At 70.3% G+C, this 14,703-nt stretch carries 16 protein-coding genes and 2 pseudogenes; 9 read left to right on the top strand and 9 right to left on the bottom strand.

All coding sequences use genetic code 11. The features are described 5' to 3' along the window. Positions 1-141: 141 nt before the first annotated feature. Genes FXN61_RS26430 through FXN61_RS26445 form a run of 5 tightly spaced genes read left to right on the top strand, consistent with a single transcriptional unit; the run spans position 142 to position 3,184 of the window. Positions 142-915, top strand: coding sequence for a helix-turn-helix domain-containing protein (locus FXN61_RS26430; protein ID WP_223165605.1), 774 nt, complete (start codon positions 142-144; stop codon positions 913-915). Beyond that, the gene (locus tag FXN61_RS50890; RefSeq protein WP_223165606.1) at positions 909-1,172 is read left to right on the top strand and encodes a hypothetical protein; all 264 of its coding nucleotides are present in this window, start codon (positions 909-911) and stop codon (positions 1,170-1,172) included. The genes FXN61_RS26430 and FXN61_RS50890 overlap by 7 nt, the downstream gene beginning before the upstream one ends. Then, complete coding sequence (locus FXN61_RS55700) at positions 1,145-2,347, top strand: tetratricopeptide repeat protein (RefSeq protein WP_167976728.1); 1,203 nt, start codon at positions 1,145-1,147, stop codon at positions 2,345-2,347. The genes FXN61_RS50890 and FXN61_RS55700 overlap by 28 nt, the downstream gene beginning before the upstream one ends. A 19-nt stretch (positions 2,348-2,366) precedes the next feature. Next, on the top strand, positions 2,367-2,792 hold the full coding sequence (locus FXN61_RS26440; protein WP_167976729.1) for a cupin domain-containing protein: 426 nt from the start codon (positions 2,367-2,369) through the stop codon (positions 2,790-2,792). Then, complete coding sequence (locus FXN61_RS26445; RefSeq protein ID WP_167976730.1) at positions 2,789-3,184, top strand: cupin domain-containing protein; 396 nt, start codon at positions 2,789-2,791, stop codon at positions 3,182-3,184. The genes FXN61_RS26440 and FXN61_RS26445 overlap by 4 nt, the downstream gene beginning before the upstream one ends. Before the next feature lie 45 nt (positions 3,185-3,229). Here FXN61_RS26445 and FXN61_RS26450 read toward each other — a convergent pair whose 3' ends face one another. Continuing rightward, positions 3,230-4,960, bottom strand: coding sequence for an L-aspartate oxidase (locus FXN61_RS26450; RefSeq protein WP_167976731.1), 1,731 nt, complete (start codon positions 4,958-4,960; stop codon positions 3,230-3,232). Between the two features lie 262 nt (positions 4,961-5,222). On the opposite strand from FXN61_RS26450, the gene FXN61_RS26455 reads away from it, so the two are divergent. Further along, a complete protein-coding gene (locus FXN61_RS26455) occupies positions 5,223-5,819 on the top strand; it encodes a phosphoribosylanthranilate isomerase (RefSeq protein WP_312878003.1) in 597 nt (198 codons plus the stop codon). 15 nt (positions 5,820-5,834) lie between these two features. Here FXN61_RS26455 and FXN61_RS26460 read toward each other — a convergent pair whose 3' ends face one another. Further along, positions 5,835-6,197: a DUF4406 domain-containing protein gene (locus tag FXN61_RS26460; RefSeq protein WP_188135512.1), complete on the bottom strand. Its 363-nt coding sequence runs from the start codon at positions 6,195-6,197 to the stop codon at positions 5,835-5,837. A 49-nt stretch (positions 6,198-6,246) separates the two neighbouring features. On the opposite strand from FXN61_RS26460, the gene FXN61_RS26465 reads away from it, so the two are divergent. Further along, positions 6,247-6,987, top strand: a complete 741-nt coding sequence (locus FXN61_RS26465) for a DeoR/GlpR family DNA-binding transcription regulator (RefSeq protein WP_167976733.1) — start codon at positions 6,247-6,249, stop codon at positions 6,985-6,987. A gap of 1 nt (position 6,988) precedes the next feature. Here FXN61_RS26465 and FXN61_RS26470 read toward each other — a convergent pair whose 3' ends face one another. Beyond that, positions 6,989-8,125 (bottom strand): HEAT repeat domain-containing protein, encoded by a 1,137-nt coding sequence (locus FXN61_RS26470; RefSeq protein ID WP_167976734.1) that lies wholly within the window; start codon positions 8,123-8,125, stop codon positions 6,989-6,991. Between the two features lie 98 nt (positions 8,126-8,223). Here FXN61_RS26470 and FXN61_RS26475 point away from each other — a divergent pair. Further along, positions 8,224-9,529: pseudogene (locus FXN61_RS26475) on the top strand (cytochrome P450). Here the strand turns inward: FXN61_RS26475 and FXN61_RS26480 are convergent. The 6 genes and pseudogenes from FXN61_RS26480 to FXN61_RS26500 all read right to left on the bottom strand — a co-directional run bounded on the left by FXN61_RS26480 (position 9,526) and on the right by FXN61_RS26500 (position 13,095). After that, the gene (locus tag FXN61_RS26480) at positions 9,526-10,059 is read right to left on the bottom strand and encodes a MauE/DoxX family redox-associated membrane protein (protein ID WP_167976735.1); all 534 of its coding nucleotides are present in this window, start codon (positions 10,057-10,059) and stop codon (positions 9,526-9,528) included. The pseudogene FXN61_RS26475 and the gene FXN61_RS26480 overlap by 4 nt on opposite strands. Before the next feature lie 4 nt (positions 10,060-10,063). After that, entirely contained in the window at positions 10,064-10,486 is a 423-nt protein-coding gene (locus FXN61_RS26485; RefSeq protein WP_188135513.1) for a S26 family signal peptidase, read from the bottom strand. Continuing rightward, positions 10,483-10,749 (bottom strand): hypothetical protein, encoded by a 267-nt coding sequence (locus FXN61_RS52730; RefSeq protein ID WP_246292043.1) that lies wholly within the window; start codon positions 10,747-10,749, stop codon positions 10,483-10,485. The genes FXN61_RS26485 and FXN61_RS52730 overlap by 4 nt, the downstream gene beginning before the upstream one ends. 39 nt (positions 10,750-10,788) lie before the next feature. Next, positions 10,789-12,008: pseudogene (locus FXN61_RS55705) on the bottom strand (ATP-binding cassette domain-containing protein); the annotation flags it as partial. 302 nt (positions 12,009-12,310) lie between these two features. Continuing rightward, positions 12,311-12,817 carry a TlpA family protein disulfide reductase gene (locus FXN61_RS26495; RefSeq protein ID WP_167976736.1) on the bottom strand — a complete coding sequence of 169 codons (507 nt, stop codon included), beginning with the start codon at positions 12,815-12,817 and terminating at the stop codon, positions 12,311-12,313. 71 nt (positions 12,818-12,888) lie between these two features. Beyond that, positions 12,889-13,095 carry a hypothetical protein gene (locus tag FXN61_RS26500; RefSeq protein WP_167976737.1) on the bottom strand — a complete coding sequence of 69 codons (207 nt, stop codon included), beginning with the start codon at positions 13,093-13,095 and terminating at the stop codon, positions 12,889-12,891. A 149-nt stretch (positions 13,096-13,244) separates the two neighbouring features. On the opposite strand from FXN61_RS26500, the gene FXN61_RS26505 reads away from it, so the two are divergent. After that, the coding region (locus tag FXN61_RS26505; RefSeq protein WP_167976738.1) for an AfsR/SARP family transcriptional regulator at positions 13,245-14,703 on the top strand (1,459 nt) is incomplete at its 3' end.

Raw genomic sequence — 14,703 nt, forward strand, 5'->3', positions numbered from 1 at the left:
GAACCCCCTCAGTTCAGCGCCGCCCGTCACGAGGGCGGACCGCGCAACATCGTGGGTGCGCGGTGATCACCGCGAACAGGTCACCGACCGGTCATCTGTGACCGGTCCGCCACGTTTCGGCCCACGCCGAAACATGCGCACTTGATCACCGGCACCTGGTACGACATGTCCGTGACTGCTGAGTTCGCCACGGCCGTGCGACGCTTCCGACTCCGTGCGGGCCTCACCCAGGAGGCCCTCGCCGAACAGTCCGGCGTCTCGGTCAGCACCATCCGCGGCATGGAGACCGGCAAGCGCCGCAACCCGCAGCTCGTCTCGGTCCGGCAGCTCGCCACCGCGCTCGGGCTGCGTCCGCAGGAGCAGGACGACCTGCTGTCCTCCGCCCGCGCCGAACCCGCGCCGGTACCCCGCCAGCTGCCGCCAGAGCTCACGGGCTTCGTCGGACGCGCAGAGGCGCTCGGCGGGCTCGACGCCGTGCTGGACGGCGCCGGTACGTCGACAGTCGTGATCAGCGCGGTGTCGGGAACGGCAGGCATCGGGAAGACGACCCTCGCGCTGCACTGGGCCCACCGCGTGGCCGGCCGCTTCCCCGACGGCCAGCTGTACGTGGACCTGCGCGGATTCGACCCCAGCGGCGCCGTGATGGCTCCCGGCGAGGCGTTGCGGGCGTTCCTGGAAGCGCTGGGCGTGCCGTCGCGCGGCATCCCGGACGACGTGGAGGCGCAAGCCGCCAAGTTCCGGACGCTGCTGGCCGGCCGCGCGATGCTGGTGGTGCTCGACACGCCCGTGACGCGACGCAGGTCCGTCCGCTGCTGCCGGGCACTCCGGGCAGCCTCGTCGTCGTCACCAGCCGCAACGACCTCACCGGGCTGGTCGCGACGACGAACGCCCGCAGCCTGCCACTCGCATTGCTGAGCCGGGAGGAAGCGCACGCACTGCTGGCCGACCGCCTCGGCAGGTCGCGCGTGGACGCGGAGCCCGCCGCCGTGGCGGAGATCATCGACCGGTGCGCTGGGCTGCCGCTGGCGCTGGCCGTCGTGGCCGCGCGGGCCGCGCACACGTCGTTCTCGCTGACCGCCTACGCCGAGGAGCTGGGCGGCCTGGACGGTTTCGGCAGCGGCGACGAGCGACGGACCTGCGGGCCGTGTTCTCCTGCTCCTACCTGGCGCTGAGTCCGGAGGCGGCCAGGACGTTCCGATTGCTCGGTCTGCACCCGAGCACGGAGATCTCGCTCGCGGCCGCCGCGAGCCTCACCGGTGTGCCGGTGGCTTCGGCGCGGCGGGCAATGCAGGAGCTCACCCGTGCCCACCTGATCATGGAGCGCACGCCGGGGCGTTTCGCGTTCCACGACCTGCTGCGCGCCTACGCGGCCGAGCAGGTTCAGGATGACGAACGGCACGACGCCCTCTATCGGCTCGTCGCGCACTACCGGCACAACGCGGAGCACGCCCGTGCGATGGGGAACTCCGGCACAGCGGCAGACCATCCGCCACCAGAGGGCGTGGTGACGGTCGTCCACGCCGACGCCAACGCCGCCAGGTCGTGGCTGAAGACCGAAATGCCCGCTCTGCTCGCGATCGCGCGCTCCGATCACGGCTTCCCTCAGGAGGTCGTCGCCACGATCCGTGCCTTCGCGAACTTCCTCGACTTGAACGGCCGGATGTCCGCCAACGTCGACATCCTTCACCGGGCGATCACACTGACCGACGACGAGAAGCAACTGGTGGCCTTCTGGAAGATGATCGCCCGCGCGCACACCAGGGCGGGACAGTTCGACAAGGCGCGCGCATTGCTGGATCGAGCCCTCGAGATCGACCTCGAGTCCGGTGACACCGACGCACTCGGCTACACGTACTTCGGTCTCGCCCGGCTCGTCAGCGCGCAGGGCGGGCACCACGAAGCGCTGGACTGGGCGTCGAAAGCGCTGGCGTGCTTCCAGGAGGCCGGCAACTGGGTCGCGGAGGCGGACGCGCTGAACGGTGTGGCCTGGTGCCTCGCGATGCTCGGCGAGTACGACGAGGCGCTGGCGCGGGCCGAACAAGCGGTGGCGGTCAAGGACGTCGACACCCCCGGAATGCTGGACACGCTGGGGTACATCGAGCACCACCGTGGCAACTACACGGCGGCGCTCACGCACTACCACGCTGCCCTGGACATGTCCGAGGACTCCGGCGACCGGTACATGCTCGCCGAGGCGCTGACCCACCTCGGCGACACCCACGAGGCCATGGGGAACCACGACGAGGCACACCGGACGTGGGAGCGCGCCGTAGAGGTGTGGGACGAGCTGCACGCACCGGAAGCGGACGAGCTGCGGTCCCGGATGGCGCTGTCACAAAACGGTTAGCTGTCCGGTCCTCCTTGGTATGAGCGAACTCCTGCATCACCCGCCGGCCGGCGTCGGCCCGCCGGCGAAGGTCGAGATCCTTGCCGAGTCACCGGGCGTCGCACCGGTCCCCGAAGGTCTCGTGGCGCGGTCGATCCTCGTCACCCTCCCGCCGGGCAGCCCCGGCGCACCTCCCCACCGGCACCCCGGTCCCGTCTACGCGTACGTGGTGAAGGGCGCCGTCACGTTCGAGCTCGAAGGCGGGCCGGAACGGGTGATCCTGGCGGGTGAGGCGTTCTTCGAGCCCGGTGGCGACGTGATCCACTACAAGGGTGCGAACCACCTCGACGACGAGGAGTCCGCGCTGATCGCCACCATGATCTGCGAGCCGGGTCAGCCGGTGCTCACCGTCGTGAGCGCCGACGAGCTGGAGGCGCGCAAGCACCGGCGGGCGGTGCAGCGATGAGCGGGGCGCCGCCGAACATCGAGGTCATCGGCACCGTGCCGGGAGCACCGCAGATCCCGGACGGAGCCGAGGCCATGACGGTCCTCGTGACGTTGCCGCCGAGCAGCCCCGGTGCGCCGCCGCACCGGCATTCCGGTCCCGCGTACGGCTACGTCGTCAAGGGCGCCATCGTCTTCGAGCTCGAAGGTGAGCCGGAGCGGGTCGTCCGCGCGGGCGAGACGTTCTGGGAACCGGGTGGCGACGTCATCCACTACCAGGACGGCAACCACCTCAGCGACGAGGAATCCGCTTTCGTGGTCACGATGTTCTGCGCGCCGGGCCAGCCGATGCTGACCGTGGTGGAGCTCGAGGAGCTGGAGGCGCGCAAGCACCTGCGGGCGCCTCGGCCGTGAAACCCGAGGGGCGGGAGCCCATCCCCGGTGCTCCCGCCCCTCGTGTCACTCGACCAGCTTGCCGGCCGTGTCGACGTCCCTCATCAGCGACGCGATCTCGTCCGGCACCGGAGGGATCTCCTCGCGGTCGATCCAGCCAGGACCCGCCCAGACCAGGTTCACCTGCTGTGAGGGGTCCAGGTCCGGATGGTCCGACCGGTTGTGACAGCCGCGGGTCTCGCGACGTTCGAGGGCGCACTCCAGGGTCGCGCGAGCGGAGATCGCCGACGCCAACAGGTCGAAGGCGTGGGCGAGGTCCTGGTACCCGGCGAGGTCCGGGTGCACGCCGACGTTGCGAATGCGGTCTTCCAGTTCGTCCAGCTCCGCGAGTCCCTTGCGCAGGCCCGCTTCATCGCGGACGACACCCGCGTGCTCAGTCATCGTGTTGCGCAGAGTCCGTTGCAGGGCACGGACGTTCTCCTGGCCGTCGGCTTCGAGCAGCCGGTCCACCTCGGACCGCGCCTCTCCGAGCACGATCCGCGAACGGCGTTGCGCGCTCAGGGAAGCCGAGTACTCCGCGGCCGCCTCACCGACGATCCGCCCGTACACCAGCAACTCGATGAGCGAGTTGCCGCCCAACCGGTTCGCGCCGTGCAGACCGCTGGACGCCTCACCGATCGCGTACAGACCCTCGACACCCGTCGAGTGGTCCGCGGGCGACACCCACACACCGCCCATCGAGTAGTGCGCGGTCGGAGCGATCTCCATCGCCTCGCGGGTGATGTCCTTCATCTGCAGTTCGAGCAGCGTCTGGTACACCCTGGGCAGCCGCCGCATGATCTGCTCGCGCGGCAGGTGCGACACGTCCAGCCACACGCCGCCGTTCGGGGTGCCACGGCCTTCCTTGATCTCGGTGTACGCGGCGAGCGCCACTCTGTCGCGTGTGGACAGTTCCATGCGCTGCGGGTCGTAGCGGGACATGAACCGCTCCCCCGCCGCGTTGGTGAGGATGCCGCCCTCCCCGCGTGCGGCCTCCGACACCAGGGTTCCTGCCGCGTTCTCTGGTTCGAGCAGGCCCGACGGGTGGAACTGGACCAGCTCGGGGTCGCGGATCCGGCCTCCCGCGAGCACGGCGAGGCGGAACGAGTCACCGGTGTTCTCGTCCCTGCGACTCGACGTCCGGCGCCAGATCCGGGTGTGCCCGCCGGCGGCGAGGATCACCACGTCCGCGTGGAACACGTACCGCGTGCCGGTGTTGAGGTCGAACCCGTATGCGCCGAAGACCACGTTGTCCCGCACCAGGATCTGCGTGATGTAGCAGGAGTCGTGGATCGGGATGTTCAGCTGCGCGGCCCGGTTCACGAGCGTGCGCTGGATCTCCAGCCCGGTGTAGTCGCCGGCGAACGACGTGCGGCGGTAGGTGTGCGCGCCGAAGAACCGTTGCGAGATGCGGCCGTCGACCTCACGCGCGAACGGCATGCCCCAGCGTTCCAGGTCGGCGATGCCACGCGGCGCCTGCTCGGCCACGATCCGCACGATGTCCGGATTCGCGAGGAGGTAGCTCTCCTTGATCGTGTCCGCCGCGTGCTGCTGCCACGAGTCTTCCTCGTCCATCGTGGCGAGTGCCGCGTTGATGCCACCGGCGGCGAGCGCGGTGTGCGCGTCGGCCTTCGGGCGCTTGCCGACGACCAGCACGTCGACCCCGCGCTCGGCCAGCTCGATGGCGGCGCGCAGTCCCGCGCCGCCGCTGCCGATCACCAGGACTGAGGTGGCTATCTGATGTTCAGGTTGCGTCATCGCGGCCTCCATTGCCCGTGTCTCTACTAGTAGGACCACGCAGCACCGCGAGATGTGACTGTTAGCTGCACGACACCAGGGCCTGTTTCTCGGATCCGTGTTCGCGATAGTCGGGCCTGAGGCGGCCCGTGGGGGCACGGGCGACAGGCCCACGTACAACACCGGTATGCGGGCCTGTCGCCCGCGCCGCCAGGAACCACCTCAGGCTCGACTCTCATCGAACGAGATCCGAGAAACAGGCCCTAGGATCAGCGTTGTGTTCGTGAAGCTTTGTGGTCTGCGCACCGAGTCCGACGTCGCCGCAGCGGTCGGGACCGGGGCCGACGCCGTCGGTTTCGTGCTGACCACCAGCCCCCGCCAGATCGACGTCGACCTGGCGGGCAGGCTCGTCGCGGACGTGCCACCGCACGTGCTGACCGTCGCCGTCGTGCGCGGAATCACAGCCGCCGAGGCCGGTGAGATGGCGCTGAAGACCGGCGTGCAGGCGTTGCAGCTGCACGGCGACTACCCGAAGGAAGCGTTCGACGAGCTGGCGGGCCTGCCGTTCCAGCTCATCAGGGCGACCGCGCTCGGGCCGGACACCGACGTGCGCACCGGCGCGTTCGGCGAGGAGCTGCTGCTGATCGACTCCCCCGTCGCGGGGTCCGGTGAGCAGTGGGACATCACGCGGCTCAACGAGAAGCGCCCAGAAGGCAAGTGGGTGCTTGCGGGCGGGCTGTCGCCGGAGACGGTCGCCGGGGCGATCAGCGTGGCTGCGCCGTGGGGGGTCGACGTGTCCAGCGGCATCGAGTCGAGCCGTGGCGTCAAGGACCACGGCCGGATGCGTGAGTTCGTCGCCGCCGCGCGCTCGACGTCCTGATCGCCCCCTGACCCGCTAGGCGGCGCGATAGCCGGGGATGTCCTCCACCCGTTCGTAGACCGGCAGACCGCGTTCCCTCGCGATCCGCACGTCCTCGTCCGCCCCTGTCGACTCGCCCGGCAGCCGCAGCACCGCGTCGCAATGCCGCAGCAACCGTTCCGCCGTCGGATACATGATCTCCGAGGCGATCGGATCCAACGGCGAGTGCCCGCCGGCACCGCGCAGAACCGGCAGCGCGACCCACTCGCCGATCATCGGCACGTGGCCGCTGCGGAAGATCGGCCACGCCGCCTCCTCCAGCCGTTCGAGGTTGCGCACCATCAGTGCGGGGTCGTCCCCCGTGCCGGACCGATAGGGCCCTGCGATCAGAATCAGCATGCGTCCGACCATAATGTGCAAGACTCGGCAAAAACAAGGAGAAACGTGCATGCTGGCTGCCCAACGCCGTGACCTGCTGCTCGAACGCCTGCGCACCGACGGCCGGATCGTCGCCAAGGACCTCGCCGCCGAGGTCGGCCTCTCCGAGGACACGATCCGCCGCGACCTGCGTGATCTCGCGGCGGCGGGTCTCTGCCAACGCGTGTACGGCGGCGCTCTGCCCGTTTCCCCCGCTATCGCCGACTACGCGACGCGTCAGGGCGTTCAGGTCGATGGCAAGCAACGGGTCGCACGAGCGGCAGCCGCGCTGATCGAGCCCGGCAGCACCGTGATCCTCGACGGCGGCACCACCACCCTCGCCGTGGTGCGCGCGCTACCGCTCGACCTGCACGCCACGGTCGTCACGCACAGTCCGACGATCGCGAGCGCGCTGGAAGAGCACCGGGACGTGGAGGTGTACGTGATCGGCGGACGGCTCTTCAAGCACTCGATGGTCGCGTGCGGTGCCGCCGCCGTGGAGGCCGCACGTGGCGTGCACGCCGACGTGTTCCTGCTAGGCGTCACGGGTGTCCACCCCGAGGCAGGCCTCACGACCGGTGACGCGGACGAGGCCGCGATGAAACGCGCCCTCGCGCACCAGGCCGCCGACACGTACGTGCTGGCCAGTTCGGAGAAGATCGGCACGGCGTCCCGGTTCTCGGTGCTGCCGTTCGCCGAGGTCGCCGGAGTGATCACGGACGCCGACAACGAGATCGTGCGGGCACTGGAGGTGCCGGTCATCCACGCCTGACCTAGATCTGCAGGAAACCTTTGGGAGATCCGTAGGTCCGGCCGCACTGGGTCAGCGCGAGCACACCGTGCCCCTCGATGTCACCCTCGAAGTACGTGGGATCGACCGACAACTCCTCGGCGACCTCGGTGGCCCAGATGTCGTCGAGGTCCTCGTTCTCGTCGCTCCAGTCGTGCGGCAGGCCCCTGCCGTCCTCGACGTCGAGCTCGCCGATCTGGTCTTCCGGTTTGGACGCGTCGTAGTAGCGAACGACTTCGCCACCCTCCGCGATGCACCACGCCGTCCAGCCGTCGCCACAGCTCATGCCGTAGTAGTGCGCCTCGCCGAACACCGCGCTCAGCACCGCGCAGATCTCCGGGACACTCCGGGTTCCGTGCGCGAACGGCTCGCCGAACACGAGCGTCCAGCCGTCCCACGAGCCGGTGACGTAGACCCTGGCGCACCGAACGTGTTCGCCCTCCTTGGCCCATGCGTGATGGTCGTTGTTCCAGGCCGAGCCGCCGAGGATTTTCGTGACCGGCGTCGGATCCTTCAGACCGCAGACCCCGAGCACGGCGTTCTGGTCCTCGGTCCTGATCGCGTACCAGCCGCCGCAGAGATGCATCTCCTCGGTGCCGTACATCTCTTCTTCGATCTTGACCTGGATGTACCGCTCGATCATCTTCCGGTCCTGCTGCGACAGCGCGTCCGGTCCGGCGACCTCGACAATCCCCGCCAGGGCTCCCCTGCGCACCGCGCCCTTGGCCGTCCGGCGCGTCTCGTGCAGCAGCGGCAACACGTCCGGGCCCATCGTCCCGAACGCCCACAACGCTTCCCGCCGCACGTAGTGGTCCTCGTCGGCCAGCACCGGCAGCAGTTCCCCGGCATACCTCAACGCCTGCTCGCCACGGAACATGCTCGCGGCCACCTGTCTCACCGTCGCGTGCGGGTGCCGCGTCGCTTCGAGGTAGACCTCGTCCCCCGCCGCCAGCATGGAGAACGCCCGGCACGCCGACCGCACGACCTGACCGTCATCGGACGTGGCGATCACTTCGGCTATTTCGTCGAACGACGTGATTCCCTGCTCTGCCACGAAGTCCTCGACCTCACGCCGAGTGTCCTCGTGCGTCATGCGGTCGAGCAGCGCCCGGATTTCCATGGCGCGGCACCATACCCGTTGATCCGAAGTGGACTTTCCATTCCGCCGGACGGACCATCCTTGACTCATCGCCGTCCACTGGGCACGCTTCGGCACTGATGAGTCTCGCCGAGGAGCACGTCAAGCCGGCGGTGCGCTGGAGCATCGGCCACGCGCTGCCACGGGCAGTGCTGCGCCTGGCCGCGCGCCGCGGCGACCTTCAGGGGCGCATCACCGTCGAGGCGTCCACCGGCGCCGACCTGACCGGTCTGTTCGACGAGATCCGCTCCCGCGGCCCGCTCGCCGCCACCAAGGTCGGCCACACCACCGCCCGGCACGCGATCGTCAAGGAAGTCCTCACCGACGACGCCCTCGTGACGACCCGCCCGAGGTACGGCGCCGGCATTCTCGGCAAGCTCGCTGCCTGGTCCGCCACGGACGTGACCCATCCCGTCCAGCCCCCGTCGCTGCTGGTCGTCGAACCACCGGCGCACACCCGCTACCGCAAGCTCGTCACCCGCGTCTTCACCGCCCGTGCGGTCGAACAGCTGCGCGACCGCACCCAGGAGATCGCCGACGAACTGCTCGACGGCCTCGACCCCGCCAACCCCGTCGACCTGATCGAGACCTACTGCGGCCTGCTGCCGGTCACCGTGATCAGCGAGATCCTCGGTGTGCCACCGCAAGAACGCGCCACCGTCCTGGCACTGGGCGCGGCCGCCGCGCCGAGCCTCGACCTCGGCCTGTCGTGGCGCGTCTTCCGCACCGTCGAGACCACCCTGAACACGTTCGGACGCCTGGCTCACCCGCCACTTGAACGCCCTGCGCGCCAACCCCGGCGACAACCTGCTCAGCCGCCTGATCACCGCCCGTGAGGACGGCGCCGGCCTCACTGAACGCGAGCTCAAGGCGACCGCCGGTCTCGTCCTGGCCGCGGGCTTCGAGACCACCGTCAACCTCCTCGGCAACGGCATCGCGTTGCTGACCAGGCACCCGTCGCAACTCGACACCCTCCGAGCCCGGCCCGAGCTGTGGGGCAACGCCGTAGACGAGGTCCTCCGCTTTGATCCTCCTGTCCTGTTGACCGGCCGCATGTGCGCCCGCGACACGACGATCGCCGGCGTTCCCGTGCGCCGCGGCCAGCTCGTCACGACCGTGCTCGCGGCCGCCAACCGCGACCCGGAGGTCTTCGAGAACCCGGACGCGTTCGACGTCACCCGCCAGAACGCCCGCGACCACGTCTCGTTCGGCGCCGGCCGCCACTACTGCCTCGGCGCCCAACTCGCCCGCATGGAGGGCGAGATCGGCCTGCGCACGATCTTCAGCCGCTTTCCCGACCTGCGCCCGCTGGCCGGTGCCCGCCGCCGTCCCACCCGCATCCTGCGCGGGTTCGAGCGCCTTCCCACCAGCCTCGCCCCGCTCTAGCCGACCGGACCTGCGATCAGGTCGGCGAGGTCGTCGAACCGCACCACCAGCACCGCGCCGACCGCACCGACGACCGCCGCGAGCCACACAGCGGCAGGGTCGGCCGCAGCGTCCACAACAGACAGTGCAACCAGGCCGAACGCGGCCACCGCCAGCAGGAAGGCGTTGCGCACGACGTGCCGGTGCGCGAGCGTGGTGCGAGCACGCCCGAAGCACCGGCACACCGCACCGGACTGCCGTGACACCGCGCGCCACACCACGGCGGTCAGCACACCGAACATGCCCACCGCCAGCACCAGGCCCGCGACCGCAAGCCAGTGCTCGGTGAACACGGACGCGAGCAGCAACGCGGCGATCACGAACTCCGCCACGACGGTCAGCACCGCGAACAGGCGCGTCCACCGTGCCGGAATCCCGAAGGCAGGCACCGACGCGACGAACTCGGCGTAGTCGGTCCTTCCCCGCACCTTGCTCACCGCGGACACCAACAAGACGAGTCCACAAAGGACCAGAGCACCCGTGCTCAGCACCACGTCACCTCTGTCCGATCGGGCGGAGGACCACGCCGATCAGCGCGTCCGCCGGGAGATAGCCCAGCCGCCGGGAGTCGTTGCTGCGCGCGAGGTTGTCGCCGAGCACCAGCAGGCTGTCCGGAGGCACGCGCGGGCCGGGCACCGGGATCCGCGGTGGCACGGGATCACCCGGCACCGCCACCGCACGCTTCACCATGCGGCCACCCGTCGGGTCGTCCGGCGTGGCGGCGTCCACCCGCACCACCACGACCTGACCGGCGCGGACGCGGTCCAGCCTGGCCCGCCGGACCAGCAGCCGGTCGCCGGAGCGGTAGGTCGGTTCCATGCTCACGCCGTGCACCGTCACCACGAGCAGCCTGCTGCGCAACACGAGCACCCAGGACACCAGTACAAGAGCGACAACAGCCGGCACCACCCAGATCATCCGGTCACCACCTCGTCATATCCAGAAGCCTGCAGCCGGAAGAGCCGCGCGTAGTCGCCGCCGAGGGACAGGAGCTCGTCGTGCGTGCCGAGCTCGGAGACCTGACCGGCGGTGAGGACGGCGATCACCCCCGCGTCGCGGACCGCGCCGAGGCGGTGCGAGATCAGCACGCTCGTCGCGCCCTCGCGGTGCCGGCGCAGGCTGCTGTGCACCTCGTGCTCTGCCTGCGCGTCCAGGCCGGAGCTGGGCTCGTCCAGGATCATCAGGTCTCTGCGGTCGCGCAGGAACGCCCTTGCGAGCGCGAGCCGCTGCCACTGGCCACCGGAGAGAAGCACGCCGGTCTCCGGGTCCTCGCGGTCGGCCTCGTCGAAGAACATGCGCGACAGCAACGTGTCGTAGCCGCGGGGCAACGCCGCGACCACGTCGTGCGCGCCCGCCCGGTGCGCCGCCGCGACGACGCGTTCGCGATCGTCCATTGAGGACACGTCGCCCAGGCCGATGTTCTCCGCGGCGCTGAGGTCGTAGCGCATGTAGTCCTGGAACACCGCGCCGATGCGGGCGCGCAGGTCCTCGGCTCGAACGAACGGATGTCGGTGCCGTCCCACAGAATCGCGCCGCGGCAGGGGTCGTAGAACCGGCACAGCAGCTTGACGATCGTCGACTTTCCCGCGCCGTTCAGCCCGACCAGCGCGAGTGAACGCCCGTGCGGGATCGTCAAGTTCACCCCGCACAGCACCCACGGCTGGTCGTCGGCGTAGCGGAACCACACGTTGCGCAGCTCGATCCCGTGACGCAGCGGCGGAACCGGTTGCGGCACAACGGCAACGGGCAGGTCCGGTGGTTGCGACTCGATCTCCCGGTAGTGGTGGAACAACAGCACCGAGTGGTGCGCGGAGGCGAGGTTGTGCACCAGGCTCTGCGACGCGCCCTGCACTCCGGCGACGGCGGCCACGAACATCGCGACGTCACCGATCGACAACGAGCCCGTGGTGGCGAGCCACACCGACCAGATCAGACCGGCCGCCGACACCAGCGCGGTCAGCCCGGCCAGCAAGCCGCGAGTACGGGCGTCCCTGCGATCCTGGCCCTCCACGACGGCGTGCGCCGCCGTCAGCTCCACGAGCATGCGGCGCCGGAAGAGGTCGCCGAGGCCGAGCAGCCGCAGTTCCTTCGCCGCGTCGAGACTCGACAGCAGCTCCGCGTAGAACACCTCGCGCCGCTCGGCGGGAGTGATCGACCACAGCACCTCGGCCCTGGCCCGGCTGAGCCGCAGGTGGGCGATCAACGCGGGCACGGCGGCCAGCAACACGATCACCGCCATGCCGGGGTTCAAGAAGAACAACGTGCCGAGGAACCCGCCCGTCGTCACGGCCGCCTGTGCCGCGCCCAGCCCGTCGTCGACGAGCTGACCGGGGCCGCTGCGGCCGGTCTGCTGCGCGAGCTGGAGCTTGTCCCTGAACCGGGGGTCCTCCATCCGCGCCAGGCCGGTGAGCCGGCCCATCGCCTGGTACAGCCGGTCCATCGTCAGCACGGCGACGGCGCGGTCCAGCCGCAGCTTGAGGTACTCCGACGCCACCGGGAGAAGGCCGCTGACCAGACCCGTCACCGCCAGCGCGACCGCCCACGGCACGAGCGCCGCCCAGCCGCCGTCCGCGGCGAGGCCGTCCAGAAGGATCTTGGTGCACCACGCCGCCGCGAGCGGCACCACGCCGCCGAGCAGGCAGAGCACCACGTACAGGGGTGTGCCCGCCGGCGCAGCCGTCCTCGTCAGGCCGAAAGCACTGACGAGGAGCGACAGCACTCGACGGGCGCCGAGATCGGTGTTCACCGGGTCGCGAGAACCGGCAGCGCGGACATCTCCCAGCCGCTCGCCACGACGGTCCGGTCGTCGTCGACCAGGCACACCGCCGGGTAGCCGGTCGTGCCGAACGCGTTGTGCAGCGGGCCGCCCATCTCCTCGACTACGACCTCGGCCACCTCACCGAGGCGCACGACCATGTCGGCGATCTCCTCGGCGTCTCCTGCCGCGACCGCGATCACCTTCCCGCGGTGGCCGGTCGCGTACTCGATGAACTGGGGAATGCGCTCCTTGCACGGCTCGCAGTTCGGGGAGAAGAAGCCGACCAGCGCACCAGAAACGTCCACATCGGACAGTTCGATCCTGGAGCCGGCAGGCAGCATGATGTCCGGTTCGGCCGCCGACTGCTTCTCCCGCAGGTCGCGCAGCGCCTCGTTCTGCTCGCGCAACCGCCGGATGATGCCGAAGCTCAGCAGCAGGTCCAGCACGCACAGGATTCCGACGACCACGACCGCGGCGGTCAGCACTGACATGGAAAGTCTCCGAAGCTAGAGGGGAACGGGAGCCGTGAGTGGCGAGGCGCGTCGCCACTCACGGCGTCTGGTCACGCGCCGCAGCGCCGGAAGACCACGCAGGGCCCGCAGAAGACCTTGCACGCGCCGTTGTACGAACAGCGCTGGCGGAAGTCACTGCGCTCACGGCAGTAGCAGTGCTTGTAGAACGGGTCGGGCGGGCAGGCCGCGCCCACGTCCACCTTGGTCACGAACACGCCGAGCAGCTTGTCGCTGAGCGACTCCAACGTCTTGCGCATGTGTCGCGCTCCCTCACTTCCTCCGCGCCGGATGGCGTCGGTGGCGCCAACGTAGGAACAGCGGGTACACGGCGGCGCCCAGCGCACATACACGGCCGCGTGTATGCCGTGTCGGCGGTGTGTCAGCGGCCACAGCCAGGATCACCGGTGTGTCAGTCGAGTTCAGGGTTCTCGGGAGGATCGAGGTGCGCGCCCGCGGCACGAGTGTCGTGCTCGGCTCGCTCAAGCAACGCCTCCTGCTCGCCACACTGCTGCTCAACCCCGGCCGGACGGTGCCGATCCGCAGGCTGGTCCGCGCGTTGTGGGCCGAAGAGCCGCCGATGTCGGCGGTGGCGAACCTGCGCACCTACGCCAACCGGCTGCGCCAGGTGCTGCCCGACGGCGCACAGCGTCTATCCGGCAGGCAGGCGGGGTACGAGCTCACGCTGCGACCGGGTGAGCTGGACCTGCACCTGTTCACCGAACGCGCCGACGCTGGCAGGGCGGCGCTGTCCCGCTGTGATCACGCGACAGCGGCGCGGCACCTCGGGGAAGCGCTTTCCGCGTGCCGGGGCCCTGTCCTCGAAGATCTGGCCGACTGCGACGCGCTGGCCGCGTCGATCGCGCCGGTGGAGGAACTGCGCCTGGCGGTGACCGAGGACCACTTCGACGCGCGGCTGGGTCTCGACGAGCACCGCGAGCTGATCACGCCGCTGCGCGAGTTCGTGGCGGAGCACCCGTTGCGGGAACGGCCGCGGGCGCACCTGGTGACCGCGCTGTACCGGTCGGGCGATCTGGCGGGAGCTCTCGCCGTCTACACCGACTACCGCAGGGTGATCGCCGACCGGCTCGGCCTGGAACCCTCACCGGAGCTCGTCAAGCTGCACCAGGCGGTGCTCGACCGCGATCCCGGGCTGACCGCGGCCGTCACCGTGCGCGCTTCCTCCTTCCCCGCACCCAAGGAGCTTCCTGCGCCCTGCCGGTCGTTCGCGGGACGCGGACCCGAAGTGGCGCGGCTGCAGGCTTTGCTCGCCCAGGACGCACCGGCCGTGGCCGTGGTGCACGGCCCGTGCGGCGTCGGCAAGAGCGCGCTGGCACTGGAGGTCGCGCACCGCGTCGCGCCGGTGTTCCCCGACGGCCAGCTCTACATCGACCTCCGCCAGGCGACGCGCGTTCCGCACCGGCTCCTGCGCCACCTGGGCGTTTCCGACGTGCCGAACGCGATCGACGAGGCCGCCGCCCTGCTGCGGTCACGGCTGGCGGACCGCGCGGTGCTCGTGGTGCTCGACGGTGCGACCGATCCCGCACCGCTGCGCGACCTGCTGCCCGCGACCGGCCCGTGCGCGCTCCTGATCACCAGCCGGGCCCCGCTCCTGCTGGACGGCGCGGAACACCTCCTGCTCGGCCCGCTGTCCGATGTGGACGGTTTGGAGCTGCTGACGCGGCTGGCACCGAGGGCGGCGTCCGAACCCGCCGCGGCGGCGCAGATCGTCCAGTGCTGCCACGGAATCCCGTTGGCGCTGCACATCGCGGGCGCGATCCTCGCCCATCGCCCCACTCGCCCGCTGGCACGGCTGGCACGCCGCCTGGCACCTGCCTGGCGCAGGCTGGCCGAGCTCAGCTTCGGCG

This window comes from Lentzea indica (assembly GCF_012184385.1).
Lineage (GTDB): Bacteria > Actinomycetota > Actinomycetes > Mycobacteriales > Pseudonocardiaceae > Lentzea > Lentzea indica.

Excerpts from the sequence above, each read along its gene's own strand:
- FXN61_RS26440 (WP_167976729.1), top strand. The coding sequence starts at position 2,367 with ATGAGCGAACTCCTGCATCACCCGCCGGCCGGCGTCGGCCCGCCGGCG.
- FXN61_RS26445 (WP_167976730.1), top strand. The coding sequence starts at position 2,789 with ATGAGCGGGGCGCCGCCGAACATCGAGGTCATCGGCACCGTGCCGGGA.
- FXN61_RS26450 (WP_167976731.1), bottom strand. The coding sequence starts at position 4,960 with ATGACGCAACCTGAACATCAGATAGCCACCTCAGTCCTGGTGATCGGC.
- FXN61_RS26460 (WP_188135512.1), bottom strand. The coding sequence starts at position 6,197 with ATGCTGATTCTGATCGCAGGGCCCTATCGGTCCGGCACGGGGGACGAC.
- FXN61_RS26465 (WP_167976733.1), top strand. The coding sequence starts at position 6,247 with ATGCTGGCTGCCCAACGCCGTGACCTGCTGCTCGAACGCCTGCGCACC.
- FXN61_RS26470 (WP_167976734.1), bottom strand. The coding sequence starts at position 8,125 with ATGGAAATCCGGGCGCTGCTCGACCGCATGACGCACGAGGACACTCGG.
- FXN61_RS26485 (WP_188135513.1), bottom strand. The coding sequence starts at position 10,486 with ATGATCTGGGTGGTGCCGGCTGTTGTCGCTCTTGTACTGGTGTCCTGG.
- FXN61_RS52730 (WP_246292043.1), bottom strand. The coding sequence starts at position 10,749 with ATGATCCTGGACGAGCCCAGCTCCGGCCTGGACGCGCAGGCAGAGCAC.
- FXN61_RS26495 (WP_167976736.1), bottom strand. The coding sequence starts at position 12,817 with ATGTCAGTGCTGACCGCCGCGGTCGTGGTCGTCGGAATCCTGTGCGTG.
- FXN61_RS26500 (WP_167976737.1), bottom strand. The coding sequence starts at position 13,095 with ATGCGCAAGACGTTGGAGTCGCTCAGCGACAAGCTGCTCGGCGTGTTC.